The 23,458-nt window shown below is 71.3% G+C and carries 24 protein-coding genes; 11 read left to right on the top strand and 13 right to left on the bottom strand.

Going from position 1 to position 23,458, the window contains the following annotated elements; all coding sequences use genetic code 11:
• Window positions 1–8 precede the first annotated feature (8 nt).
• Complete coding sequence (gene argH, locus H7965_RS15845; protein WP_186771559.1) at window positions 9–1,514, bottom strand: argininosuccinate lyase; 1,506 nt, start codon at window positions 1,512–1,514, stop codon at window positions 9–11.
• A 63-nt stretch (window positions 1,515–1,577) separates the two neighbouring features.
• On the opposite strand from argH, the gene H7965_RS15840 reads away from it, so the two are divergent.
• Window positions 1,578–2,699, top strand: coding sequence for a mandelate racemase/muconate lactonizing enzyme family protein (locus H7965_RS15840; protein ID WP_186771558.1), 1,122 nt, complete (start codon window positions 1,578–1,580; stop codon window positions 2,697–2,699).
• 75 nt (window positions 2,700–2,774) lie between these two features.
• Here the strand turns inward: H7965_RS15840 and H7965_RS15835 are convergent, their stop codons facing one another.
• The gene (locus H7965_RS15835) at window positions 2,775–3,233 is read right to left on the bottom strand and encodes a MaoC family dehydratase (RefSeq protein ID WP_186771557.1); all 459 of its coding nucleotides are present in this window, start codon (window positions 3,231–3,233) and stop codon (window positions 2,775–2,777) included.
• A 173-nt stretch (window positions 3,234–3,406) separates the two neighbouring features.
• Here H7965_RS15835 and H7965_RS30930 point away from each other — a divergent pair, with 173 nt between their 5' ends.
• From H7965_RS30930 to H7965_RS15825, 3 genes are all read left to right on the top strand, one after another.
• Entirely contained in the window at window positions 3,407–3,532 is a 126-nt protein-coding gene (locus H7965_RS30930; protein ID WP_261394226.1) for a hypothetical protein, read from the top strand.
• Window positions 3,529–4,245 carry a metallophosphoesterase gene (locus H7965_RS15830; RefSeq protein WP_186771556.1) on the top strand — a complete coding sequence of 239 codons (717 nt, stop codon included), beginning with the start codon at window positions 3,529–3,531 and terminating at the stop codon, window positions 4,243–4,245. The genes H7965_RS30930 and H7965_RS15830 overlap by 4 nt, the downstream gene beginning before the upstream one ends.
• A gap of 205 nt (window positions 4,246–4,450) precedes the next feature.
• Entirely contained in the window at window positions 4,451–4,858 is a 408-nt protein-coding gene (locus H7965_RS15825; protein ID WP_186771555.1) for a serine hydrolase, read from the top strand.
• Window positions 4,859–4,959: 101 nt separating this feature from the next.
• On the opposite strand, the gene H7965_RS15820 is transcribed toward H7965_RS15825, so the two are convergent.
• Window positions 4,960–5,880 (bottom strand): DMT family transporter, encoded by a 921-nt coding sequence (locus tag H7965_RS15820; RefSeq protein WP_186771554.1) that lies wholly within the window; start codon window positions 5,878–5,880, stop codon window positions 4,960–4,962.
• Between the two features lie 250 nt (window positions 5,881–6,130).
• Here H7965_RS15820 and H7965_RS15815 point away from each other — a divergent pair, with 250 nt between their 5' ends.
• The 7 genes from H7965_RS15815 to H7965_RS15785 all read left to right on the top strand — a co-directional run bounded on the left by H7965_RS15815 (window position 6,131) and on the right by H7965_RS15785 (window position 14,072).
• Window positions 6,131–8,431 (top strand): helicase-related protein, encoded by a 2,301-nt coding sequence (locus H7965_RS15815; protein WP_186771553.1) that lies wholly within the window; start codon window positions 6,131–6,133, stop codon window positions 8,429–8,431.
• A gap of 207 nt (window positions 8,432–8,638) precedes the next feature.
• Window positions 8,639–10,294 (top strand): DEAD/DEAH box helicase, encoded by a 1,656-nt coding sequence (locus H7965_RS15810; RefSeq protein ID WP_186771552.1) that lies wholly within the window; start codon window positions 8,639–8,641, stop codon window positions 10,292–10,294.
• 145 nt (window positions 10,295–10,439) lie between these two features.
• Window positions 10,440–11,051: a glutathione S-transferase family protein gene (locus H7965_RS15805; RefSeq protein WP_186771551.1), complete on the top strand. Its 612-nt coding sequence runs from the start codon at window positions 10,440–10,442 to the stop codon at window positions 11,049–11,051.
• Between the two features lie 4 nt (window positions 11,052–11,055).
• A complete protein-coding gene (locus tag H7965_RS15800) occupies window positions 11,056–11,598 on the top strand; it encodes a HutD/Ves family protein (RefSeq protein ID WP_186771550.1) in 543 nt (180 codons plus the stop codon).
• A gap of 21 nt (window positions 11,599–11,619) precedes the next feature.
• On the top strand, window positions 11,620–13,299 hold the full coding sequence (locus tag H7965_RS15795; protein ID WP_186771549.1) for a M3 family oligoendopeptidase: 1,680 nt from the start codon (window positions 11,620–11,622) through the stop codon (window positions 13,297–13,299).
• Window positions 13,296–13,445, top strand: coding sequence for a hypothetical protein (locus tag H7965_RS15790; protein ID WP_186771548.1), 150 nt, complete (start codon window positions 13,296–13,298; stop codon window positions 13,443–13,445). Before H7965_RS15795 ends, H7965_RS15790 begins: the two co-directional genes overlap by 4 nt.
• Before the next feature lie 135 nt (window positions 13,446–13,580).
• Complete coding sequence (locus H7965_RS15785; protein WP_186771547.1) at window positions 13,581–14,072, top strand: thermonuclease family protein; 492 nt, start codon at window positions 13,581–13,583, stop codon at window positions 14,070–14,072.
• 141 nt (window positions 14,073–14,213) lie between these two features.
• Here the strand turns inward: H7965_RS15785 and H7965_RS15780 are convergent, their stop codons facing one another.
• The 10 genes from H7965_RS15780 to sppA all read right to left on the bottom strand — a co-directional run bounded on the left by H7965_RS15780 (window position 14,214) and on the right by sppA (window position 23,358).
• Complete coding sequence (locus tag H7965_RS15780) at window positions 14,214–15,614, bottom strand: TIGR03013 family XrtA/PEP-CTERM system glycosyltransferase (RefSeq protein ID WP_186771546.1); 1,401 nt, start codon at window positions 15,612–15,614, stop codon at window positions 14,214–14,216.
• Window positions 15,615–15,855: 241 nt separating this feature from the next.
• The gene (locus H7965_RS15775; protein WP_186771545.1) at window positions 15,856–17,127 is read right to left on the bottom strand and encodes a bifunctional folylpolyglutamate synthase/dihydrofolate synthase; all 1,272 of its coding nucleotides are present in this window, start codon (window positions 17,125–17,127) and stop codon (window positions 15,856–15,858) included.
• Between the two features lie 132 nt (window positions 17,128–17,259).
• Window positions 17,260–18,192 carry an acetyl-CoA carboxylase, carboxyltransferase subunit beta gene (gene accD / locus H7965_RS15770; RefSeq protein ID WP_186771544.1) on the bottom strand — a complete coding sequence of 311 codons (933 nt, stop codon included), beginning with the start codon at window positions 18,190–18,192 and terminating at the stop codon, window positions 17,260–17,262.
• Between the two features lie 10 nt (window positions 18,193–18,202).
• A complete protein-coding gene (trpA, locus tag H7965_RS15765; RefSeq protein WP_186771543.1) occupies window positions 18,203–19,057 on the bottom strand; it encodes a tryptophan synthase subunit alpha in 855 nt (284 codons plus the stop codon).
• The gene (trpB, locus tag H7965_RS15760; protein ID WP_186771542.1) at window positions 19,054–20,316 is read right to left on the bottom strand and encodes a tryptophan synthase subunit beta; all 1,263 of its coding nucleotides are present in this window, start codon (window positions 20,314–20,316) and stop codon (window positions 19,054–19,056) included. Before trpB ends, trpA begins: the two co-directional genes overlap by 4 nt.
• 88 nt (window positions 20,317–20,404) lie before the next feature.
• Entirely contained in the window at window positions 20,405–21,043 is a 639-nt protein-coding gene (locus H7965_RS15755) for a phosphoribosylanthranilate isomerase (RefSeq protein WP_186771541.1), read from the bottom strand.
• Window positions 21,040–21,753 carry an orotidine-5'-phosphate decarboxylase gene (gene pyrF, locus H7965_RS15750; protein ID WP_186771540.1) on the bottom strand — a complete coding sequence of 238 codons (714 nt, stop codon included), beginning with the start codon at window positions 21,751–21,753 and terminating at the stop codon, window positions 21,040–21,042. The genes H7965_RS15755 and pyrF overlap by 4 nt, the downstream gene beginning before the upstream one ends.
• A gap of 1 nt (window position 21,754) precedes the next feature.
• Window positions 21,755–22,099, bottom strand: coding sequence for a lipopolysaccharide assembly protein LapA domain-containing protein (locus H7965_RS15745; protein WP_186771539.1), 345 nt, complete (start codon window positions 22,097–22,099; stop codon window positions 21,755–21,757).
• On the bottom strand, window positions 22,096–22,422 hold the full coding sequence (gene ihfB, locus H7965_RS15740; RefSeq protein WP_186771538.1) for an integration host factor subunit beta: 327 nt from the start codon (window positions 22,420–22,422) through the stop codon (window positions 22,096–22,098). The genes H7965_RS15745 and ihfB overlap by 4 nt, the downstream gene beginning before the upstream one ends.
• Window positions 22,423–22,443: 21 nt before the next feature.
• A complete protein-coding gene (sppA, locus tag H7965_RS15735; RefSeq protein WP_186771537.1) occupies window positions 22,444–23,358 on the bottom strand; it encodes a signal peptide peptidase SppA in 915 nt (304 codons plus the stop codon).
• Window positions 23,359–23,458 lie beyond the last annotated feature (100 nt).

The following is a 23,458-nucleotide window of genomic DNA, read 5'->3' as shown; positions in this document are numbered from 1 at the left end:
TCCGGCGCTCACCCGGTCATCGCCCGGGCCTCGGCGAAGCATCGCTGGCGGGCGGTGATGATGCGCTGTGCCACCGTCTCAACCGCCGCCGCATCTGCCGCCAGCGCCGCCCGCCGCGCCGCCAGCATCCGCGCCATCTCCTCCGGCGCCGGCCCGCCCAGCACCGTCCGGCCGCGGATGTTGGCTGCTGGGTCCAGCGCCTGCGCCACCGCCGCGGCATGGATGTTCAGGGGCTTGCCGAAGGCAGACACGGCCGCGCGGTCGAGGTCGGCGGCGGTGATGGCGTCGGCGTTCTTTCCTGCCTCCAGCGCGTCCCGCACCACCATGGCGACGATGGTATGGGCGTTGCGGAAGGACAGCCCGCTTTCGCGCACGATGACATCGGCCAATTCCGTCGCGGTACCGAAGCCCTCGGCCGCGGCCTGGGCCATGCGGGCGGGGCGGAGGGTGAGGTGGGAGAACACCTCCTCGGCCAGTGCCAGGATGCGGCGGGTGCGGGCGGCGGCATCCAGCACCGGCTCGTTCACCGCGGTCACCGCATCGTTCACGTCGCCGAAGGCGGTGTTCTTGGTGGCCGAGAGCGCCCCCATCAGCGCGCCCTGGACGATGCCGGCGGCGGCCTTCAGATGCTCCAGCGCCACCGGATTCTTCTTCTGCGGCATGATGGAGGAGACCGCGCTGTGGCGGTCCGCCAGTTCGACGAAGCCGTATTCCCAGGTGCTCCACGCCTGCAGGTCGGTCGCCAGGCGGGAGAGGAAGGTCATCAGCAGCGCCATCGCCGCCGCCGCCTCCAGCGCGTCGTCGCGCGAGGCGACGGCGTCATAGGCCGATTCCAGCGGCGCGGCGAAGCCGAGCAGCGCGGCGGTCAGGGCGCGGTCAAGTGGGAAGGCGGTGGTGGTCAGTGCCCCGGCGCCGAGCGGCGCCTGATCCGCATGGACGAAGGCGCCGGCCAGCCGCCGCTGGTCACGCGCCAGCACATCGGCGGCCGAGAGCAGCCAATAGCCGAAGGTGATCGGCTGGGCGTGCTGCGCATGGGTGTAGCCCGGCATCACCACCTCGGCATGCTCGGCGGCCAGCCGCAGCAGGGTGGCGCGCAGCGCCAGCGTGCCGCGCTGCACCTCCAGCAGGGCGGAGCGCAGCGCCATCCGCCATGTGGTGGCGTTGAGGTCGTTGCGGCTGCGCCCGGTGTGCAGCCGGCCGCCGATATCGGGGCCGAGCGCGGCGATGATCCGGCGCTCGACGTAGGAGTAGAGATCCTCCTGCCGGTGGTCGACCGGCACGCTTTCCGGCCCGGCCTCGGCCATCGCCAGCACCTCCCGCAGACAGGCGGCGATGGCGTCGCGGCCGACGATGCCCTGGCGTTCCAGCATCAGCCCATGCGCCAGATGCACCCACATCTCATGGTCGAAGACCAGCGCCTGGGCGCGGGCGACGGCACCGCGGTAGTAGCTGTCCACCAGCAGGGCGGAGGGCGGCTCCTTCACCCGCTCCCGCAGGTTCCCGGCCTCGGCCATGGCATCCTCCCTTGTCGTTCGGCGAATTCGGGGGAAGGCTAGGGGGCAAAGGGAGGAAGCGCCATGCGGATCGAGCGCGTCGAGGCCATCGCCATCGAGATTCCACTGCCACGGCGCTTCGCCGGCAGCGTCTATGCCATGACCACCCGCTGCGCCGTCATCACCCGCATCCACGCCGCGGGCGGGCTGGTGAGCGAGGTCTACAACGGCGACAACCGCGAGCATGGCCCGGAGATCGTCCGCCTCATCACCGAGGAGATCGCGCCGCTGATCATCGGCGAGGATGCCACCGCCTATGAGCGGATCTGGGCGCGGGCCCATGCCGTCACCATCCCCAACCGCGACCGCAAGCTGGCGATGGAGGCGATCGCCTGCGTCGATACCGCGGTGTGGGACCTGCTGGGCAAGCGCGCCGGGCTTTCGGTGCGGCAGCTGCTCGGCGGCTACCGCAGCGCGCTGCCAATCATCTCCATCGGCGGCTATTACGCCGAGGGCAAGACGCTGCTCGACCTGGCCAAGGAGATGGAGCAGCTCCGGCTGTGGGAGATGGGCGGCTGCAAGGTGAAGGTCGGCGGCCTGGCGCCGGAGCGGGATGCCGAGCGGGTGCGGGCGGCAGTGGATGGCGCCGGCCCGGGCTTCATGATCGCGGTAGATGCCAACCGTGGCTGGAGCACGGCGGATGCCATCCGCTTCGCCCGCCTCATCGAGGAACTGCCCATCGCCTGGTTCGAGGAGCCCTGCCACTGGTACGACGAGGCCCGTGGCATGGCGGAGGTGCGCCGCGCCACCCGGATCCCGGTCAATGCCGGGCAGAGCGAGTACAGCGCCCATGGCGTGCGCCGCCTGCTGGATGCGGGGGCGGTGGATATCGTGAATTTCGATGCCTCCGAGGCCGGCGGCATCACCGAATGGCGGCGGGCCGCGGCGGCCTGCGGGCTGGTCGATGTGCGCATGGCGCATCACGAGGAGCCGCAGATCGCTGCCCATATGCTGGCGGCGATCCCGCATGGTATCTGCGTGGAATGCTTCGCCGACCCGGCGCGCGACCCGCTCTGGCCGCATCTGCTGCCCGATGCACCGCGTCCCAAGGACGGCATGCTGGCGGTGCCCGACCGCCCCGGATTCGGCATCACCCTGGATGCGGCGGCGGTGGCGAAATTCACCATCGCCTCGGCAACCGCCTGACTCCCGGCTGCCAAAGGCCCTTCGGCCTTTGGTGGGGAGAACCCGAGAGGGGCGAAGCCCCTCTCGGAATACCCGCTACTCGTAGACCAGCGACAAGGTCTCGGCGACCAGCGCCGGCCGCTCATTCCCCTCCACCTCGATGCTCGCCTCCATCGTCAGCCGCGAGCAGCCCTTGCCGAGGTCTTCGATGCCCTTCAGCGTCAGATGCCCGCGTACCCGGGACCCCGCCGGCACCGGCGCGGTGAAGCGCACCTTGTTGGAGCCGTAGTTCACGCCCCGCTTGCGCTTGGTGACGCGGAAGATGCCCTGGTTGAGCTTCGGCAGCAGCGACAGGGTGAGGTAGCCATGGGCGATGGTCTTGCCGCCCGGCATCTCCTTCTTCGCCCGCTCCACATCGATGTGGATCCATTGGTGGTCGCCGGTCGCCTCGGCGAACTGGTCGATCATCTTCTGGTCGACCACCAGCCAGTCGCTGGTGCCAAGCTTCTTGCCGATATGCGCCTTCAGCGCCTCGACTGTCTCCACCTCGAGCATCCGCGTTTCCCCCATTGGACAATCCGAGCCGAATTCCTGGCACGGGCGGCGCGGCTTGGCCAGGACCCCATGCCCGGTTGCCGCTTGGGCTTGTGTTCGCGCTGCGGTCAGCGTCACGATTCGCAACCGGGAGGTGGAACCGCGTGCGGGCCGCGTGGCGTGGACAGGTGCTCATGCTTGCGATGATGACGCTGATCCCGCTCATCCGGGCGCAGAACGTCTGGGCGGCGCGGCATGGTCTGCGCTATGAGCCCCGGATGAACGAGCGCATGGTGGCAATGGGGCCGAGCCTGGAGTGACCCCTGAATTCCAGCCCGCCCCGGCGAGCTTGCCCGCCGGGCACCGGGTCTATGCCATCGGCGATATCCATGGCTGCGACGCGCGGCTGGCCGCGCTGCATGGCCTGATCGCGGCCGACCTCGAAGCCCGGCCGGTGGCGCAGCCGTTGCTGTTGCACATCGGCGACTATGTGGACCGCGGGCCGGACAGCGCCGGCGTGCTCGCCCGCCTTGCCGCCGGGCCGCCACTGCCCGGGGTGGCGACGGTGAACCTGATGGGCAACCACGAACGCACCATGCTGGACGCGCTGGCCGGCGAACGGGCTGCCATCACCGACTGGCGCTTCCATGGTGGGCGGGAGGCGCTGGCGAGCTGGGGCCTCGACGCCGATGCCGATCCGGCCGGCTGGGCCGCCGGCATCCCGGCGGCGCAGATCGGGTTCGTCCGCGACCTGGCCCTGCGGCATGCGCTCGGCGGCTACCTCTTCGTCCATGCCGGGGTACGGCCGGGCGTGCCGCTGGACCGCCAGGACCCCGAAGACCTGCTGCGCATCCGCCACGCCTTCCTGAACTCGGAGGCGGAGTTCGGCGCGGTGGTGGTGCATGGCCATTCGCCCTCGCGCGGGCCGGTGGTGAAGGCCAACCGGATCGGCATCGACACCGGCGCGGTGTTCGGGCGGGAGCTGACCTGCCTGGTGCTGGAAGCCGACCGGATGGCGTTCCTGCAGGTTTGAGGCGCTTCCGCTACCGCTTCCCTTCGCGCTTGTACGGGGCGTAGCCTCCCCCGCACCGGCCGCGAAGCCGGGCCGCGAGGGAAGGAACCGCCATGTTCGATCGCCGCGCCGCGTTGCGGCTTGCCGGGGGTACCGCGCCACTGGCCGCCGCCCGCCGCTGCGCGACCCGCTGGTGCGGCCCTCCTGATTCTCCGGCGGTGGTGGCATGGTCAGCACCGCGGCGGATTATGCCCGCTTCTGCCAGACGCTGCTCGACAGGAGCCAGACCGAGGAGCTGCGCGTCGCCTCCCGCAGCACCATCGCGCTGATGCGGGCGAACCATCTGCCGCCGGGGATCGGCTATGGCCCGGGCACGCCGGCCCGGTTCGGCGCGCTGGCGCCGACGCCGGAGATGGGTCAGGGCTTCGGCCTCGGCTTCTGGGTCCGCACCGAGGCGGGGCGCAACCCGCTGCCGGGCAGCGTCGGCGACCAGTACTGGGGCGGCGCCTATGGCACCTTTTTCTGGGTCGATCCGGTGGAGGAGCTGTTCGCCGTGCCGATGATGCAGGCGCCGGCGGGACGGCTGCAGGCGCGCTACGTGCTGCGGCATCTGGTGTACCAGGCCTTGGTCTGATCTGGCGCGGTTGCCGTTCGACCTGGCCCGAGGAAACCGCTTCTGCTTCAGGTTTGCGGGCAAATTGCTCCGTTCAGGAAGCGGGCTGAACGGAATGCGCTCTACCGCGCCCCGCGCGGCCGGGTCTGGCTCCAGCCGATCCATAGCCCGGCGGCGACGATGATCGCCGCCCCCACCCAGGTGGGGAGGTCGGGCCAGTCGCCGAACATCAGCCAGCCGATCGTCACCGAGCCGATCAGCTGGCAGTACTGGAAGGGCGAGACGATGTTGGCCGGGGCGTAGTTCAGTGCCCGTGCCACGCAGTAGTGGCCGATCGCCCCCAGCACCCCCATGCCGGCGAACATCGCGATGTGCGCCAGGCTGTGGGGGGTCTTCCAGACGAAGGGGATGACCAGCAGCATCCCGAAGGCGCCGATCGCCGAGGACCAGATGGCCGAGGTCTCCGGGCTGTCCACCGCCGCCACGTGCCGGGTCATGATCTGGTAGACCGCGTAGCTGGTGGCGCTGAGCAGCACGAAGAGCGAGGCCCAGTGGAACACCTCGGTCCCCGGGCGGATCACCACCAGGACCCCGATGAAGCCGACCAGCAGCGCCGCCACCCGGGCCGGGGTGGTGCGCTCCCCCAGCATCGGCCAGGCCAGCAGGGCGACGATCAGCGGCGCGGTCATGCTGATCGAGGCGGCCTTGGCCAGCGGGATGAAGATAATGGCGAAGAAATGCGACAGGTTGGAGGTGAACAGCGTCACCGACCGCAGCAGCTGGATCACCGGCCGCCTGGTCCGCAGCAGGCCAAGCCCGTGCCGCGGCAGGAAGGCCGCCAGCATGAACAGGATATGGCCGAAGCCGCGCGCCCAGGACACCTGCAGGGAGGAATATTCCGCGCCCAGCAGCTTGGCGAAGCCGCCCATGAGCGGGAAGAACAGCGCCGTCGAGCACATGAACAGGATGCCGAGGACGACATGCCTTTGTGCGGTCAGCGGCTGGGCGGTCAGCGGCTGGGCCGCCCGGGACCTGGTTTCCACGCGGCCTTGAAACCTCCTTGCTGCGCTGCATCACGATGAGCCAGGCGAGGACGGCTGGCAATCGGCCGCGTTGCCACCATATGTGGCATGTGCCGGAAGGGGTGCCGCTTTTGCCCCGGATCGCCTAGAAGGGCGGCAGCCGGCATGTCCCATGTCCGTCCCTGCATGCGTGCCTGAACGTTTCGGGCATGCGGAGTTTGTGATTTTGAATCTTGCCCCCGGCGCAATGGCGGACCTCGCCGAAGGTCCGATGCGCGCCATTTCGCCTGCCGAGGCCGCGATCCTCGCCGCCGGTTTCGCCATCGAGAGCCGCGAGATGCCCGCGCTGATCCGCCGGGTGGAGCGCCGCATGCCGGCCGATGCCGAGGCGGTCCATGCCGCCTTGGTGGAGGTCCGCCGCCGTGCCTGGATCGCCCGGCTGAATGATCTGGCGAATCGCGCCGGTCGCCCCTGGGTGCGCCGCGCCGACAACGAACGCGCCGCCGGTGCCATCGCCGAGCTGGAGCCCGCCGATGCCACCCTGCTGGCGGCGCTGGATGCTGCGCTGGCCCAGCGCTTCCGCGCCCTGGGCCCGACGCCTGAGGCGGCGCTGGAGGCGGTGACCGCGGATCTGGCCGAGGCCGGCACTGGCAGCCTCTCGCCCGACCGCCACGCCGCCCTGGCCGCCGAGATCGCCGCCGCCTTCGGCCTCTCCGCCGACGCCGCGGTCGATTTCCTCGATCGCACCGGCGCCCTCGAGACCCGCCGCCGGCGCGAGCAGCGCGATGCCGAGACCGCGGCGCGGGAGAAGCGCCGGGCGGAGGTCCAGCGGCTGCGCGCCTGGGAGCGCAGCCTGGTCGAGTTCCGCGCCGTGCCGGGCCTGCTCGGCTGCTCCGAGAAGGAGGCGCTGCGCTGGATTGCCGAGGGGCTGCTGCCCGTCGCCCGCCGCATCCCGGCCAAGGGCGGACGGGAGAAATGGGAGTTCGACCCGGCCGAGCTGGCCCTGCTGCGCCCCGCCGTCGACGGCTGGCGGAAACAGGCGAAGCCGGCCGCCCCGGCGGTTGTCGGCAAGGGCAGCCGGGCCGGCAATGCCGCCATCGCCCGGGTCGCCGCGCTGGACCGCTACGCCGGGCATTTCGCCACCGCCCGGGCGCTCGATCGCCGGCTGACCCTGATCACCGGCCCGACCAATTCCGGCAAGAGCCACACCGCGTTGGACCGGCTTGCCGCCGCCGAATGCGGCATGGCGCTGGCCCCGCTGCGGCTGCTGGCACATGAGTTTCGCGAGGCGCTGACCACCCGCGGCGTGCCCACCTCCCTCTCCACCGGCGAGGAGCGGATGCCCACCCCGGGCGCTCGCCACCTCGCCGCCACCGTCGAGATGTGCCCCTTCCACCTGCCGGTGGACGTGGCGCTGATCGACGAGGCGCAGATGCTGGGGGACCGCGACCGCGGTGCCGCCTGGACTGCCGCCATCATGGGCGCCCCGGCCCGCAACGTCTTCATCCTCGGCGCGCCGGAAAGCGCCACCTTGGTCCGCCGCATCGCCACCCTCTGCGGCGACCCGCTGGAGGAGGTGAGCCTCGAGCGGAAAAGCCCGCTGGTCGCCGCGAAAGCCGCGGTGCCGCTGGCCGACCTCCGCGCCGGCGATGCGCTGGTCGCCTTCTCCCGCCGTGAGGTACTGGACCTCCGGGCTGAGCTGGTGCGGCGCGGCAAGCGGGTGGCCGTGGTCTATGGCGCGCTCAGCCCCGAGGTGCGGCGGGCCGAGGCGCAGCGCTTCCGCGATGGGGACGCCGAGATCCTGGTGGCCACCGATGCCATCGGCATGGGGCTGAACCTGCCGATCCGCCGGGTGGTCTTCTCCACCCTGCGCAAATTCGACGGCGAGGGCCGCCGCGAGCTGAATACCCAGGAGGTGAAGCAGATCGGCGGCCGTGCCGGCCGCTACGGCCGGTTTGAGGAGGGCGTGGTCAGCGTGCTGGCCGGCGGCGGCAGCCCGGAGTTCATCCGTGCCATGCTGAACGCCCCGCCCACGGCGCCCGAGGATCCCCGGCCGCTGGTGCAGCCGGACGCCGATATCGTTGCCGCGGTGGCACAGGAGATTGGCTCGGACAGCCTGTTCGGCGTGCTGGCACGGATCAAGCGCGCGGTGCTGCGGACCGATGACCCGAATTACCGCCTTGCCGATCTGAGCCAGGCGATGGCCGTGGCCTCCGCCATCGATGGCGTCGCCGGCCTCTCGCTGCTGGAACGTTGGACCTACGCCCTTTGCCCGGTGGATGAGCGGGACAATGGCGTCGCCCGCCTTGCCCGCTGGGCGATCGAGCATGGCGCCGCGCGGCCGATCGCGCCGCCTTCCGCCGGCCGGCTGCCGCCGCCGGAACGCGCGGGGCGGGAGGAGCTGGAGCGGGCGGAGAAGACTCACAAGCGTCTGGTCGCCTGGCGCTGGCTTTCGCTGCGCTTCCCCAGCGCCTATCCGGACCGCGCCGAGGCCATGGCCGAGACCGCCCGGCTGGACCGCTGGATCGAGGATGTGTTGCGCCAGCACCGCAAGTCTCGCCTTGTTGCTTGAGCATGACCCCGGCGCCCCGAAGGCGTCCCCGGAGCCTGCCGCTTGAGCCTGTAACCCCCGAAGGCATGATGCACGCGGCCAGCGTGCCAGGCCGGGGTCGGATTGCTTCATCGCGAAGCGACCGGCCCAGGTGAGCCGCGGCCGGCGAAGGGCGTTCCTTCGACGCGCCATTGTCCTTTCCCGCCTCGATTCCAGTTGAGTGTCCTGATGCCCTTTCCCGCGCTTCCCGCGCCCCTTCTCGCCGCCCTCGCCGAGCGCGGCTATGCCGAGCCCACCCCCGTCCAGGCGGCGGTGCTGCAGCCCGAGACCCTCGGCCGCGACCTGCTGGTCTCCGCCCAGACCGGCTCCGGCAAGACCGTCGCCTATGGGCTGGCGATGGCCGCGGACCTGCTCGGCGACGCCACACGGCTGCCCCAGGCTGGCGCCCCGCTGGCCCTGGTGGTGGCGCCGACCCGCGAGCTGGCGCTGCAGGTGCAGACCGAGCTGGCTTGGCTCTATGGCCCGGCCGGCGGCCGCATCGTCACCTGCGTCGGCGGCACCGACCCGATCGCCGAGCGCCGCGCCCTGGAACGCGGCGCCCATATCGTCGCCGGCACACCGGGGCGGCTGCGTGACCATCTGGAGCGCGGCAATCTCCGCCCCGGCGCGCTCCGCGCCGTCGTGCTGGACGAGGCGGACGAGATGCTCGACCTCGGCTTCCGCGAGGAGCTGGAGGCGATTCTCGAAACCACACCGGCGGAACGCCGCACCTTGCTGTTCTCCGCCACCGTGCCGAAGCCGATTGTCCAGATCGCCAAGACCTACCAGCGCGACGCGCTGCGCATCGCCGCCAGCGACCAGGGCGCGCAGCACGGCGACATCGACCAGCGGGCGCTGCTGATTGCCCCGCATGAGACCGAGCGCGCCGTGGTCAACGCGCTCCGCTTCTTCGAGGCGCGCGCGGCGCTGGTGTTCTGCCGCACCCGCGCTGCGGTGGCGCGGCTGCACGGCAATCTGGTGGAGCGTGGCTTCTCCGCCGTGGCGCTGTCGGGCGAGCTGTCGCAGGCCGAGCGCAACCGCGCCCTGCAGGGCCTGCGCGACGGCCGCGCCCGGGTCTGCGTCGCCACCGATGTGGCGGCGCGCGGCATCGACCTGCCCGACCTCGGCCTCGTCATCCACGCCGAACTGCCGACCGACCCGGAAACCCTGCTGCACCGCTCCGGCCGCACCGGCCGCGCCGGGCGCAAGGGCACCAGCGTGCTGCTGGTGCCGCACAACCGCCGCCGCGCCGCCGAACGGCTGCTGATGGACGCGCGGGTGAAGGCGAGCTGGGGCCCGGCGCCGACCGCCGAGGCGATCCGGGCGCAGGACAACACCCGCATCCTGGCCCAGGCCGCCGAGGTCGTCGCCGAGGAGGCCGCCGAGGATGACCTCGCCATGGCGCGCACCCTGCTGGAGACGCAGCCGGCCGAGGCATTGGCCGCGGCGCTGATCCGCCAGCTCCGCGCCCCGCTGCCGGCTCCGGAGGAACTGGCCGCCATGGCCGAGCGCGCCCCCCCGGCCGCCCGCGGTGGCCGCAGCAACGCCGATCGCGGCGTTGGCGAGCGCAGCCAGGACGGGAGCCAGCCCGGCGTCTGGTTCCGCATGAACCTCGGCCGCAACGGCAATGCCGATCCGCGCTGGGTGCTGCCCTTCCTGTGCCGTCGCGGCCATGTGACGCGGCAGGAAATCGGCCGCATCAAGGTGCTGGAGCGGGAGACGCAATTCGAGGTCGCGCCCTGGGCGGCGCAGCGCTTCGCCTCCGCGGCGCGGCGCCCGGCCGAGGACGAGGATGCGCATATCCGCATCGTCCCGGCCGATTCGCCGCCGGCGCGCGCACGCTGAAACGCCGCGCGGATTTCTGTTGCTCCGCACTCCGGCCTTTTCGTTCGGGTGAGCAAATTACGCTGATCAGGCGATTCCACCCGAACGGAGTTTGCCCTGACGGGCGCCCGGTGGTCTGATCCGCAAAACCAGCGGGAGACGGCGGATGCGCCTGTTCTATTCAAGCGGTTCGCCCTACGCGCGCATGGTGCGGGTGGCGCTGCGCGAGACCAATTTGCTGCCACGCGTAACCGAGGTGGAGGCGACGCTGCGCGATCCTGCCTCCGCCATCCTGCCGGTGAATCCGGTAGGACGGGTGCCGACCTTGCTGCTGCCGGATGGCACGGCGCTGACCGAGACGGTGCTGATCCTCGATTTCCTCGACACGCTGGGCGCGGCGCATCGGCTGCTGCCGGCGGAGGGTGCGGCGCGCTGGCGCGCGATGGCCGCGCTCGGCCGTGCCATCGGCATGATGGATGGCGTGGCGGTGTGGAACCGCGAGCTGCGGCGGCCGGAGCATGAACGCTCCCCCGGCGTGATCGCGCAGGAGATCACGCGCACCAACCGCGTCGCCGATGTGCTGGAAGCCGAGGCAGGGCGCCTTGGCGATACGCCCGATGCGCCAGGCATCGCCCTCCTCTGCCTGCTGGGCTACGCCGAGCGGCGCCATCGCACCTGGCCTTGGCGGGACGGCAGGCCGGGGCTGGCCGCCTGGTATGATGCCATGGCGGCACGGCCATCCTTCGCGGCGACGCTGCCGCCGCTGAGCGGGCTCTGAGGCGATGCCGGACCGTATCATCCGCTTCGCCGACCTGCCGGTCTCGCGCTGGCGCAACGGCCTCGGCCGCAAGGCGGACATCATCGGCGGCGAGGGCTGGGGACTGTCCTTCGCCTGGATGGACTGCGACGCGCCCTTCTCCGACTACAGCGGCCAGGACCGCACGCTGACCCTGCTGGAAGGCAGGGGCTTCACCCTGGAATTCGCCGGGCATCCGCCGCTGGTGGTGGACCGGCCGCATAGGCCGACCCGCTTCGACGGCGACTGGCCGGCCCGTTGCGTGCTGGCGGGCACGCCCTGCCTGGTGGTCAACATCATCGCCGAACGAGCACGCTGGCGGCAGTCGGTGGACATCCTGCCGGTGGTTGGCGAGGTGGCGCTGACCCCGCTCGGCGGCCCCTGCCACGCCGTGGTGCTGGACGGCGAAGTCACCCTGCCGGACGGCGTCGTGGCGACGCGGCACGACACGGTGCCAGTGCCCGGCCGGCTGGTGCTGCACGGCCAGGGCGCCCGGCTGGCGCTGGCGCAGTTGCAGCCGGTGGGCTGAAGGATTTCGAAGGACATTCCCATGACCCAGCCACCGCGCTTCGCCGAGCTCGACTTCCCCACCCCGACGCGCGAAGGGCTGGCAGCGGAGGCCGCGGCGGTGCATGCGCGGCTCGACATTGGCGACCTTGCCGGGGCGCTAGCGGAATGGGACAGGCAGCGGCGGGACTACGACAGCTGGGCGGCGCTGGTGCACCTGCGCTTCTCGCAGGACACCATGAATGCGGCGGCCAGGGCGGCGCGGGAATACGCCGATGCGCTGGCCCCCGTCGCCACCGACCATGAAGTGGTGCTGAAGCGGCGGCTGGTGGCGCTGCCGGACCGCGCCGCTGTCGTGGCGGTGGCGGGAGCGCATGCGCTGCGACTGTGGGAAACCGACATCACCACCTTCGACCCGGCGATCTCCGCCGAGCTCGAGGAGGAAGCCCGCCTCGGCGCCCGCTATACTGAGCTGTTGGCGTCAGCGACGCTAGAGATCGGCGGGCAGGTGGTGAACCTCTCCGGCCTCGCGCCCTTCGCCGAGGATCCCGATCGCGCCATGCGGCACCGCGCGGAAGCGCTGCGCTGGGGCTTCTTCGCCGAGCATGGTGCGGCGCTGGACGGGATCTATGATCAACTCGTCGCGCTGCGCCACGGCATGGCGGTAAAGCTCGGCTACGAGAACTACATCCCGCTCGGCTACCGCCGCATGCGCCGCGTCGATTACGATGCCGCCGATGTCGCGCGCTACCGTGACCAGGTGGCGGAACATGTGGTGCCGCTGGTCGGCAGGCTGCTGGAGGCCCGCCGTCAGCGCCAGGGCTGGGACCGGCTGCGCTACTGGGATGAGGCGCTGATCGACCCCGCCGGCAACCCGAAGCCGGTCGGCGAGCACGACACGCTGGTGGCCCAGGCGCAAACCATGTTCGACCGCATGGACCCGCGGCTCGGCGGCTTCTACCGGCTGATGGAGCAGGGCGGCTTTCTCGACATGCGGAACCGCCCGGGCAAGGCCGGTGGCGGCTTCTGCACATCCTTTCCGAGCGTCGGCGTGCCCTTCATCTTCGCCAATTTCAACGGCACGCATTACGACATCGGCGTCTTCACCCATGAGATGGGCCACGCCTTCCAGAATTGGGAAAGCCGCCACCAGCCTGGCATCGACTATCTCTGGCCGACCATGGAGGCGGCCGAGATCCATTCCATGAGCCTGGAGTTCCTGACTCATCCGCATATGGGGCTGCTGGTCGGCGAGGATGCGGCGGAACGCTTCCGCCGGATGCATCTGGAAAGCTCGCTGGCCTTCCTGCCCTACGGCGTCTGCGTGGATCACTTCCAGCACGAGGTCTACGCCAACCCGGGCGTGACGCCAGCCGAACGGCACGCAATCTGGCAGCGGCTGGAACGCCACTACATGCCGTGGACGGATTACGGCGACTTGGGCTACCCGGCCAAGGGCGGCCGGTGGCAGGCGAAGCCACATATCTACCGCTCACCCCTCTATTACATCGACTACACGCTGGCGCTGTGCTGCGCGATGCAGTTCTGGGTGAAGTCGCGCCGGGACGCGCCGCGGGCGCTGGCGGATTACATCGCGCTCTGCGGCCGTGGCGGGGCGGCGCCGTTCCAGGCGCTGGTCGCCTCCGCCGGGCTGGTCTCCCCTTTCGCGCCCGGCGCGCTGGAAGCGGTGGTGCGGGAAGCGGAGGCAGTGCTGGCGGCATGAGCTTCCGCCCGCAGCGCTTCGGCCTGCTCCTGTCGCTGCACGCATTGCGTGAACTCCACTGCCGAGCATTCCGCCTTCGTGCAAATGAGGCAGAGATCCGTCAGGGCGGCACGGTGCCGATGAGTTTGCGGCGGACGAAGCATTGAAGCCAGGGGGCCATGGCTGCATCCCTCAGGGGCGCGGCAGCTTGGCCGGTGACGGTGGGCGGCGGCGTTGCGCTGGGTCAAGCCTGTCCTTCAGCTTTGCGTGAACCGGAGCGGCGCTGCGGCGATGGCACCGGCATGACACATCTCCTCCGCGGGCTCTGCCTCGCGCTGCTGCTGACCACCGCGCCGGCCCTTGCCGCCGAGATCACTGGTCGCGTCATCGGCATCAGCGATGGCGACACGCTGACATTGCTGAGCGACAGGCGCCGGCAGATCCGCATCCGGCTGGCCGGGATCGATGCACCGGAAGCGCACCAGCCCTATGGCAGCCGCGCCCGCCAAATGCTGGCGGCGCTGGTCTTCCGGCGCCAGGTGACAGTGATGGTGGAGGACACCGACCGCTACGGCCGCACCGTGGGCCGGGTGATTGCCGGCGGCACTGATGTGAATGCCGCCATGGTGCGCCGGGGCGCCGCCTGGGTGTACCGCGCCTACAGCCATGATCCGGCGCTGCTGCGGCTGGAAGCCCAGGCACGCGCCGCCCGGCGCGGGTTGTGGGCGCTGCCGGAGGCGCAGCGCCAGCCGCCCTGGGAATGGCGCCGCCCCCGTCGTACCAACGGCCGTTGATCCCGACGGATCAGCCGCCACTCAGTCGCTGGGCGGTTTGCTCCGCAGACTCTGGCTACGCGCCATTCGTCCCCCTTCGGGCGCCCGGCCTGAGTGGAAGATTCATGCCCGCTGGCATCGCTGACCAGCGGTCCGGCCGCGCTACCTGACGGTGTTCCCCGGCCAGAGCACCACGCGCAGCGTCTGCGCCAGGATCAACAGATCGAACAGGATGCCGTGGTTCTTCACATAGTGCAGGTCGTAGCTCAGCTTCGACCGGGCATCGTCGAGCGAGGCGCCATAGGGGTAGTTGACCTGCGCCCAGCCGGTCAGCCCGGCCTTCACCAGGTGGCGGGCATCGTACAGCGGCAGCTTCGCTGCCAGTTCCCGAATGAACTCCGGCCGCTCCGGCCGCGGTCCGACCAGCGACATGTCGCCACGCAGCACGTTGATGAGCTGCGGCAACTCATCCAGCCGGGTGCGGCGGAGGAACTGGCCGATGCGGGTGATGCGCGGGTCCTTCGCCGCGGCCCAGACAGCGCCGGCACGCTCGGCATCGGCACGCATGGTGCGCAGCTTCAGGATGTGGAAGACGCGCCCGCCCCGGGTCACCCGCTGCTGCCGATAGAGGCAGGACCCGCCATCCTCCAGCCTCACCGCCAGCGCCGCGCCGAGCAGGAAGGGGGCGGTGAACAGCAGCAGCCCGAGGCTCGCCACCATGTCCAGGCCGCGCTTCAGCACCCGGCTGATCGGGCCGAAGCTGAAGCCTTCGTTGAACACCAGGAAGCCGAGCTCCAGCCGCTTCACGTCGATGCGGCCGATCTCCTTCTCCAGAAATTGGAGGTATTCGTACACCGGATAGCCGGCGGTACGGCAGGCCAGCAGCGCCATCATGTCGAGGCCCCGGCGGTCGTCCGGGGCCACCACGATCTGATCGGCGCCGGCCCGCCTGGCAATGGCGAGGAAGCCGTCCTCCACTACCAGGATGCGGTTCTCGGGGTCGGCTGTCAGGCGCGGCTCCACCGCTCCCATCGCGGGGCTTTGGACCAAGGTGACCTCGTAGTTCAGCGTGCGGCCTTCCCGCCGCAGCAGCAGCACCAGCTCCCAGGCGCAGTGGCCGGCGCCGATGATCAGCAACCGCCGGCGGAAGGCGCCATGGGCGCGCAGTGCGAAGAAGGCGACGCGGGCGCCGAAGCCCGCCGCGACGAAAGCGGCGAGCGCCGCCACCATCAGCACCGTCGCTTCCGGAGTGCCGAACGGCGGCGGCAGCAGTGCGCCGGCGACCGATGCGAGCAGCATGCCCAGTCCCGCGGCGAGCGGCGCCCGCACCATCGATTTCCGGGTTTCCAGCAGCGCGTCCCGCCGGTATAGGCCGAGTGCGTAGAGGAACAGCAGGTAGCCGCCGGGGTAGAGCAGGAGGGGCAGCAGCCCGGGCCGGCTGGCCTCCGGCAGGTGACCAAGTGCCAGCAGCACGGCGCCGGGCCAGGCGAGGGCGGTGAAGCCGACGTCGAGCAGCAGCAGGGCCGGGCCGGCGGTCAGCCCCGTACGGGTGGTGGTGACCATGGCGGTGGGCTTGCGATCCTGACGGGGCCGCAATGCTGCCGTAGGTGGGTTTATGATTGGTGGAATAAACCATTCCGGGATGAATTCAGCAGGTTTCAACCGCGCTGAAGGGCGTTGCGGCGCAACCTCCATTGGGACCCCGGGATGCGGCCCGCGCGAAGCGGCACAAAGCCGAGCAGATCCCAGGGCCGCGCCGTTAGGCGCACCGTGTCGTTGGTAGGTGGCGGCATTCGCCCAGGCTTCAGGCGCCCGGCGCGTCGGCTTTCAGCACCTCGCCCGCCAAATAGAGGCTGCCGCAGACCAGCACCCGCGCCGGCGGCCCACCGAGCTGCGCCAGTGCGGCCGCCACCGTCGGCCCGGGGCGGGCGAGGCCACCGCTGGCAGCAATGATCCGTTCCACCGGCGTCGCCTGATGCTGCTCCGGCTCCGCCACCGCCCAAAGGCTGGTGGCATGCGGCAGCAGCGGCTGCAGGAAATCCTCCACCACCTTGCTGCCCTTCATCCCGATGATGAGATGCAGGGGCCGATCGCCCCATTGCGCCAGTTGCACCGCCAGCGCTGCGCCGCCGCCGGCATTGTGCCCGCCATCCAGCCAGAGCTCCCAGCCCGGCGGCAGCCTCGCCGCCAGCGCGCCCTGCAGCCGTTGCAGCCGGGCCGGCCATTCGGCGCGGGCGAGGCCGGTGGCGATGGCCTGATCGCTCAGCCAGGGTGGGTTCCAGGCGCGCAGCGCGGCGATGGCGATGCCGGCATTATCCGCCTGATGCGCGCCGAGCAGCGCGGGCGGCGGCAGTTCCAGCGCGCCCCGCGCATCGGCGTAGCGCAGCCCGCCAGGGGCTGGCGTGACCTCCCACGCCGCCCCGCGTGGCAGCAGCCTCGCGCCCACCGCGGCAGCGTGTTCCTCCAGCACCCGCAGCACCACCGGCGCCTGCTGGCCGGTGGCGCAGGCGACGCCGGGCTTCAGGATGCCGGCCTTCTCGAAGGCGATCTTCTCCAGCCGGTCGCCAAGGAAATCCATGTGGTCCATGGAGATGCTGGTGATGGCGGTGACGGCCGGCGCCTCGACCACATTGGTCGCGTCGAAGCGGCCGCCGAGGCCGACCTCCAGCACCAGCAGATCGGCCGGCACCCGGCTGAACAGCAGCAGCGCCGTGGCGGTGATCACCTCGAACACCGTGATCGGAGCGCCGGCGTTGCGTGCCTCCACCTCCGCCAGCGCCGCGGCGAGGGTGTCTTCCTCCACCAGCCTTCCGGCCAGGCGGATACGCTCATGGAAGCGCACCAGATGCGGTGAGGTGAAGACATGCACGCGCTGCCCCGCCGCCTCGGCGATGGCGCGGAGGAAGGCGCAGCAGCTGCCCTTGCCGTTGGTGCCGGCCACATGCACCACCGGCGGCAGCGCGCGCTCCGGATGGCCGAGCCGGGCCAGCAGCCCTTGCAGCCGGCCGAGGCTGAGGTCGATCAGCACCGGATGCAGCGCGTGCAGCCGATCGATGATCGCGTCGGATCGTGCCATGCTCGTCTCCGGAAGTATCATACCAGCGGCATGAATGTTCCATTCATGCCGAGCGCCCGAACGGGGACGCCGCGCCGAATGGCGCAGCCAGGGGTTACGGAGCAAACCGCCCGGCGTCCCGGGCGGCGGGCATCAGGCAGCCGGCGGGGGAGGGGTCTCGGCACCGCCAGGCGCGGCGAGCGAGAGCATCGCCTCGGGCTCCGGCTCGGGCAGCCGTTCCGGCAGCCGCAGCAGGCCGATGAGGCGAGCCAGGGTCGCCCGCATCTCGGCGCGCTTCACCACCATGTCGAGGATGCCGTGCTGCAGCAGGTATTCGGCGCGCTGGAAGCCTTCCGGCAGCTTCTCCCGCACCGTCTGCTCGATGACCCGGGCACCGGCGAAGCCGATCATCGCCCCTGGCTCGGCGATCTGGATGTCGCCCAGCATGGCGAAGCTGGCGGTCACGCCGCCCGTCGTCGGGTCGCAGAGCACGACGATGAAGGGCAGCCCCGCTTCCTTCACCATGCGCGTGGCGATGACGCTGCGCGGCATCTGCATCAGCGAGATGGCGCCTTCCTGCATCCGCGCCCCGCCCGAGGCGGTGAAGACGATCAGCGGCGCGTCCTGCAGCACGGCGAGCCGGGCGGCGGTGACCAGCGCCTCCCCCACCCCCGCGCTCATCGAGCCGCCCATGAAGCTGAAGTCGAAGGCGGCGACGACGGCGCGGTTGCCCTCGATCGCGCCATGCGCGACCACCACCGCATCCTCCTGCGCCGCCTTGGCCTGAGCTTCGCGTAGCCGGTCCACGTAGCGGCGCTGGTCGCGGAACCGCAGCGGGTCCTGCGGCGCCTTCGGCAGCTCGATCCGCTGCCAGCCCTCATCCAGCGTGTAGTCCAGCCGCTGCCGGGCGCCGACCCGCATGTGGTGGCTGCAATGCGGGCAGACGTGGAGGTTACGCTCCAGGTCGCGGTGGAAGACCATCTGTTCGCAGGCCGGGCATTTGTGCCAGAGATTCTCCGGCACCTCGCGCGGGCCGCCGAACAGCGTCTTGATCTTCGGCAGCGCCCATTCGCTGATCCAGTTCATCGGATGTCTCTCAGGCGACGCGGTTGGCGGTGTCGCGAACCGCCTCGGCCAGGCCGCGCACCTGGTCCAGCACCTGGCGCACCGTCTCCGGCCTCGCCCGCCCCTGTTCGTCGAGCGACCCTGCCAGCGTATCGACCAGCGCGGTGCCGACCACCGCGCCGTCAGCGAGCCGCGCCGCCGCCGCCGCCTGCTGCGGCGTGCGGATGCCGAAGCCGATGGCGACTGGCAGGCCGGTGTGCTGGCGGATGCGTGGGATCGCCTGCTCCAGCGAGGCGGCGGTGGCGCTGCGGGTGCCGGTGATGCCGGTGATGGAGACATAGTAGACGAAGCCCGAGGTGGCGGCGAGGACGCGCGGCAGCCGAGCGTCATCCGTCGTCGGCGCCACCAGCCGGATCAGGTCGAGGCCGGCGGCCTTCGCCTGCGGCTCGATCTCGTCGGCTTCCTCGGGCGGCACATCCACCACGATCAGCCCGTCGACGCCTGAGGCGGCGGCATCGGTGCAGAAGCGGTCGATGCCATAGGCCAGGATAGGGTTGTAGTAGCCCATCAGGATGATCGGCGTCGCCGCGTCCCCGGCGCGGAAGTCGCGCACCAGCGCCAGCACCCCGGCCAATGTCGCGCCGGCCTTCAACGCCCGTTGCGCCGCGCGCTGAATGGAAGGGCCATCGGCCATCGGGTCGGTGAAGGGTACGCCGACCTCGATCAGATCGGCCCCGGCGCCGGGCAGTCCGCGCAGGAGCGCCAGCGAGGTCGCGGGGTCTGGGTCATAGGCCTGCAGATAGGTCACCAGCGCGCCGCGCCCGGCCTGCTTCAGCGCAGCGAAGCGCCCGGCAATGCGGGAGCCGTTTGTTGCGGCGCCGCTCACAGCTTCACTCCCAGATGCTGGGCCACGGTGAAGATGTCCTTGTCGCCACGGCCCGACAGGTTGAGCACGATGATCGAATCCCTCGGCATGGTCGGCGCCAGCTTGATCACCTGCGCCAGCCCATGTGCCGATTCCAGCGCCGGGATGATGCCCTCCAGCCGCGAGCAGAGCTGGAAGGCGTCGAGCGCCTCGGCATCGGTCGCGCCGACATACTGAACCCGCCCCTGCTCGTGCAGCCAGGAATGCTCCGGCCCGATGCCGGGATAGTCGAGGCCGGCGCTGATGGAATGCGCCTCGGTGATCTGGCCATGCGCATCCTGCAGCAGGTAGGTGCGGTTGCCGTGCAGCACGCCGGGCCGGCCGCGGTTGAGCGAGGCCGCGTGCTCCGCGGTGTCGAGGCCGCGCCCCGCTGCCTCCACGCCGTACATCGCCACGCCGGCATCATCGAGGAAGGGGAAGAACAGCCCCATGGCGGAGGAGCCGCCGCCAACGGCGCAGACCAGCGCATCCGGCAGCCTGCCCTCGGCGGCCAGCACCTGCTCCCGCGTCTCCTCGCCGATGACGCACTGGAAGTCGCGCACCATCACCGGATAGGGGTGCGGGCCGGCGACGGTGCCGATGCAGTAGTAGGTGTCCTCGACATTGGCGACCCAATGCCGCAGCGCCTCGTTCATCGCATCCTTGAGGGTCGCGGCGCCGGAGGTCACCGGCATCACCTCGGCGCCGAGCAGCTTCATGCGGAAGACATTGGGCTGCTGCCGCTCGACATCGGTGGCGCCCATGAAGACGGTGCAGGGCAGGTCGAAGAGCGCGCAGGCGGTGGCGGTGGCGACGCCGTGCTGGCCGGCGCCGGTCTCGGCGATGATGCGGGTCTTGCCCATGCGCTTGGCCAGCAGGATCTGGCCAAGCACGGCGTTGATCTTGTGCGCGCCGGTGTGGTTCAGCTCCTCGCGCTTGAAATAGATCTTTGCCCCGTGCGCCTCCGGCGCGGCCGCACCGCGCCCCTTGCCGGCCTCCTGGCGCAGATGCTCGGTCAGTCTTCCGGCGTACCAAAGCGGGCTGGGGCGGCCGACGTAATGGGTCAGCAGCCGGCGCCATTCGGTATCGAAGGCGGGGTCGCGCTTCGCCGCCTCATAGGCCTGCTCGACCTCAAGGATCAGCGGCATCAGGGTTTCGGCCACGAAGCGGCCGCCGAAGGGGCCGAAGCGGCCACGGGCATCGGGGCTCAGGCGGAATGAATTCGGACGGAGCTGGTTCACTGGCTATCCCCGGTCCCCGGCATGGCCCGCGCCGGGGCATGTTGAGCAGCGGATGCGCGCGCCTGCGCCACCCGGTCCATGCCGCGTCTTACGGCAAGCGGGCCGCCGCGACAAAGGCCGCAATGCGCGCCGGATCCTTCACCCCCCGCGCCCGCTCCACACCAGACGAAACATCCACCCCCGGCGCACCGCTCTGGCGGATCGCCTCGGCGACGGTATCGGGCGTCAGCCCACCGGCCAGCAGCCAGGGGCGCGGGATGGCGCGGCCGGCGGTCAGCCGCCAATCGAAGGCAGCGGCATTGCCGCCCGGCAGGGTGGCGCCGGGCGGCGGCTTGGCGTCCAGCAGGAAGCGGTCCACCGCCGGGGCGTAATCCGCCAGCGCCATCAGATCGGCGGGTTCGGCGATGCCGAGTGCCTTCATCACCGGCAGGCCGAAGCGGGCGCGGATGGCGGCGCAGCGGGCCGGGTCCTCGGCACCATGCAGCTGGATCAGCCCGAGCGGCAAGGCCGCCAGCACGGCTTCGATCAGCGCATCCTCCGGATCGACGAACAGCCCGACCCTGAGCGGCCCGCCCTCCGCCCGGGAAGACAGCGCGGCGGCGGCGGCCGGCGTCAGCGCCCGGGGCGAGGGCGGGTAGAAGACGAAGCCCAGCATATCGGCGCCGGCGGCGAGTGCGGCATCGAAGCCGGCGGGGTCGCTCACCCCGCAGATCTTCACCAGGGTCACGCCGGCAGCCCTGCGACGATGGCTGAGAGCGCCGCGGCCGGGTCGGCGGCGCCGGTGATCGGCCGGCCGATGACCAGCCAATCGGCGCCCGCCGCCACCGCCTCAGCCGGGGTCGCCACCCGCGCCTGGTCGCCGAGCGCGCTGCCGGCGGGGCGGACCCCGGGCACCACCAGCATCGGCGCCTGGCCGAAGGCATCGCGGATTCGCGCCACCTCCTGCGGCGAGCAGACCAGCCCATCCGCCCCGGCGGCCAGTGCCAGCCGGGCGAGCCGCAGCACCTGCTGCACCGTGCCGCCGGCCACGCCGGTCTCGGCCAGGGTGGCGGCATCAATGCTGGTCAGCACCGTGACGGCCAGCAGGATCGGCCGCGCCGCGCCCGCCGCTTCCGCCGCCTCGCGCGCGGCGGTGATCATGGCCGCGCCGCCGCCGGCATGCAGTGTCAGCATCGCCGGCCGCAGCGGCAACAGCGAACGCACCGCGCCGGCGACGGTATTCGGAATGTCGTGCAGCTTGAGGTCGAGGAACACCGGGGCATGTGGCGCGATCCGCCGCACCGCCTCCGGCCCCTCGGCGGTGAACAGCTCCAGCCCCAGCTTCAGCGCGCCGCAGCCGGGCGCCAGCGCGGCGGCCAGCACCTCCGCCCGCGCCGGATCGGCAGTGTCGATCGCCGGGATGATGCGGGCGGCGGCGCTGCCCGGCCGGTCCAGCATGCTAGGCCGCCGAACGCGGCAGTGCGGTCGGGCTGTTCGCCGGCGCCGGCGGCACCGGGCCGACCTGCCGTGCTTCCTTCGCCCGCAGCTCTGCAAGCTCCGCCTCGATGACCCGCGCGGCATTCTCCAGCGCCTTCGCCCGGCGGCGATGCGGCAGCGCCGCGGCCCAGGCGATGAAGGCGCCGAACAGGAAGAACACCGCCGCGATCAGCAGCACCGCGACCGACAGCGGCACCGCCCAGGCGAGGTCGAAGGGCCAGAGGCGCAGCTGCACCTCCTGCCGGTTCGACAGGCCGAACAGCACCAGGAAGATCAGCAGCGGGACCAGGAGGATGAGGCGGATCACGCCACGCGCTCCGCCGTGCGGGTCCGCGCCGGGGCCTGCGGCTCGCCGCCGTTCACCCGCTCGCGCAGTTCCTTGCCCGGCTTGAAGTAGGGCACTGCCTTGCCGGCCACCGGCACCGCCGCGCCGGTGCGTGGGTTGCGGCCGGTGCGGGCATCACGCCGCTTCGCCGAGAAGGCGCCGAAGCCGCGCAGCTCCACCCGGTCGCCGCGGGCCAGGGCCGCGGTGATCTCGTCGAAGATCGTGGCGACGATCAGCTCGATGTCCGGCTGCCGCAGGTGCGGATTCTCAGCGGCGAGTTGCGCGATCAGCTCGCTTTTGGTCATGGCCTCCGTCCCCTAGGGCGTTCAGCGCGGAAACTGCCAGAGCAGACGCGGGCCGTCAACGCCAAGCCATTCTGAAATAACGGTTTTCGCCAAACCATCAAAGATCGCGCCGAACAGCCTTCGGGCGGTGCCGCGGGTGTCGAGGTCGCGGATCGGCAGCGACTCCGGCACCGCGCGCTCGGCGGCCAGCCAGGCGCGGGCCTCGCGTTCGCCGCCGATAGCGTCCACCAGCCCGGCCGCCAGCGCCTGGCGGCCGGTGAAGATGCGGCCGTCGGCCAGCGCCCGGACCTCGGCCTCCGACATGCGGCGCGCCGCCATCACTTTTGCAACGAACTGGTCGTGCATGTCGGCGATCACCCCCTGCAGCGCGGCACGGCCCTCCGGGCTCAGCGGATGGAAGGGGTTCGGCTGGTCCTTCAGCGGACCGGAGACAATGGCTTCACCCCGCACCCCGAGCCGCGCCAGCAGCTCCGAGGCATCCACCGATTGCAGCAGCACGCCGATCGAACCGGTGACGGTGGATTCGCGCGCGTAGATGCGGTCGGCGCCGAGCGCGGTCATGTAGCCGGCGGAAGCGGCGGTGCCGCGCATCACCGCGACCACCGGCTTCTTGGCCCGCAGCCGTTCCAGCGCGGCGTAGAGCGCCTCGCCACCGCCGACGCTGCCGCCCGGGCTGTCGATCGCGACGATCAGCGCCTGCACGCTGGCATCCTTGCCCAGCGCCTCCAGCGCCTCGAACAGCTTGCGGTCCTCGCCGATGAAGCCCTGCACCGTCAGCCGGGCGACCTGGCCCCGGCCGGGCAGGGGCAGATCGGCGTTGCGGGCGGCGAAGGCCAGCGCGCCTGTGAGCAGCAGCAGCACGGCGAAGCCGCGCCACAGCGCGAGGCGGCGCTTGAGGCGCCTTCGGTCGATCAGCAGGTCAGCTTCGAGGGCCATGCGGCGTTCCAGGTCACTTTCCAGGATGTTGGGGCGCCGCGGCCGCGGGGCAACCGCGCCGCCGGCGGCGCCGGCCAATGAAAAGGGCGGGGCCTTGCGG

The sequence above is a fragment of the Siccirubricoccus deserti genome, assembly GCF_014283215.1.
GTDB lineage: Bacteria > Pseudomonadota > Alphaproteobacteria > Acetobacterales > Acetobacteraceae > Siccirubricoccus > Siccirubricoccus deserti.
This window is presented reverse-complemented; position numbering and strand designations above follow the sequence as displayed.

Coding starts and splice junctions, on each gene's coding strand:
- argH (WP_186771559.1), bottom strand. CDS start 1,514: ATGGCCGAGGCCGGGAACCTGCGGGAGCGGGTGAAGGAGCCGCCCTCC.
- H7965_RS15840 (WP_186771558.1), top strand. CDS start 1,578: ATGCGGATCGAGCGCGTCGAGGCCATCGCCATCGAGATTCCACTGCCA.
- H7965_RS15835 (WP_186771557.1), bottom strand. CDS start 3,233: ATGCTCGAGGTGGAGACAGTCGAGGCGCTGAAGGCGCATATCGGCAAG.
- H7965_RS30930 (WP_261394226.1), top strand. CDS start 3,407: ATGCTTGCGATGATGACGCTGATCCCGCTCATCCGGGCGCAGAACGTC.
- H7965_RS15825 (WP_186771555.1), top strand. CDS start 4,451: ATGGTCAGCACCGCGGCGGATTATGCCCGCTTCTGCCAGACGCTGCTC.
- H7965_RS15815 (WP_186771553.1), top strand. CDS start 6,131: ATGCGCGCCATTTCGCCTGCCGAGGCCGCGATCCTCGCCGCCGGTTTC.
- H7965_RS15810 (WP_186771552.1), top strand. CDS start 8,639: ATGCCCTTTCCCGCGCTTCCCGCGCCCCTTCTCGCCGCCCTCGCCGAG.
- H7965_RS15805 (WP_186771551.1), top strand. CDS start 10,440: ATGCGCCTGTTCTATTCAAGCGGTTCGCCCTACGCGCGCATGGTGCGG.
- H7965_RS15800 (WP_186771550.1), top strand. CDS start 11,056: ATGCCGGACCGTATCATCCGCTTCGCCGACCTGCCGGTCTCGCGCTGG.
- H7965_RS15795 (WP_186771549.1), top strand. CDS start 11,620: ATGACCCAGCCACCGCGCTTCGCCGAGCTCGACTTCCCCACCCCGACG.
- H7965_RS15790 (WP_186771548.1), top strand. CDS start 13,296: ATGAGCTTCCGCCCGCAGCGCTTCGGCCTGCTCCTGTCGCTGCACGCA.
- H7965_RS15785 (WP_186771547.1), top strand. CDS start 13,581: ATGACACATCTCCTCCGCGGGCTCTGCCTCGCGCTGCTGCTGACCACC.
- H7965_RS15780 (WP_186771546.1), bottom strand. CDS start 15,614: ATGGTCACCACCACCCGTACGGGGCTGACCGCCGGCCCGGCCCTGCTG.
- H7965_RS15775 (WP_186771545.1), bottom strand. CDS start 17,127: ATGGCACGATCCGACGCGATCATCGATCGGCTGCACGCGCTGCATCCG.
- accD (WP_186771544.1), bottom strand. CDS start 18,192: ATGAACTGGATCAGCGAATGGGCGCTGCCGAAGATCAAGACGCTGTTC.
- pyrF (WP_186771540.1), bottom strand. CDS start 21,753: ATGCTGGACCGGCCGGGCAGCGCCGCCGCCCGCATCATCCCGGCGATC.
- ihfB (WP_186771538.1), bottom strand. CDS start 22,422: ATGACCAAAAGCGAGCTGATCGCGCAACTCGCCGCTGAGAATCCGCAC.
- sppA (WP_186771537.1), bottom strand. CDS start 23,358: ATGGCCCTCGAAGCTGACCTGCTGATCGACCGAAGGCGCCTCAAGCGC.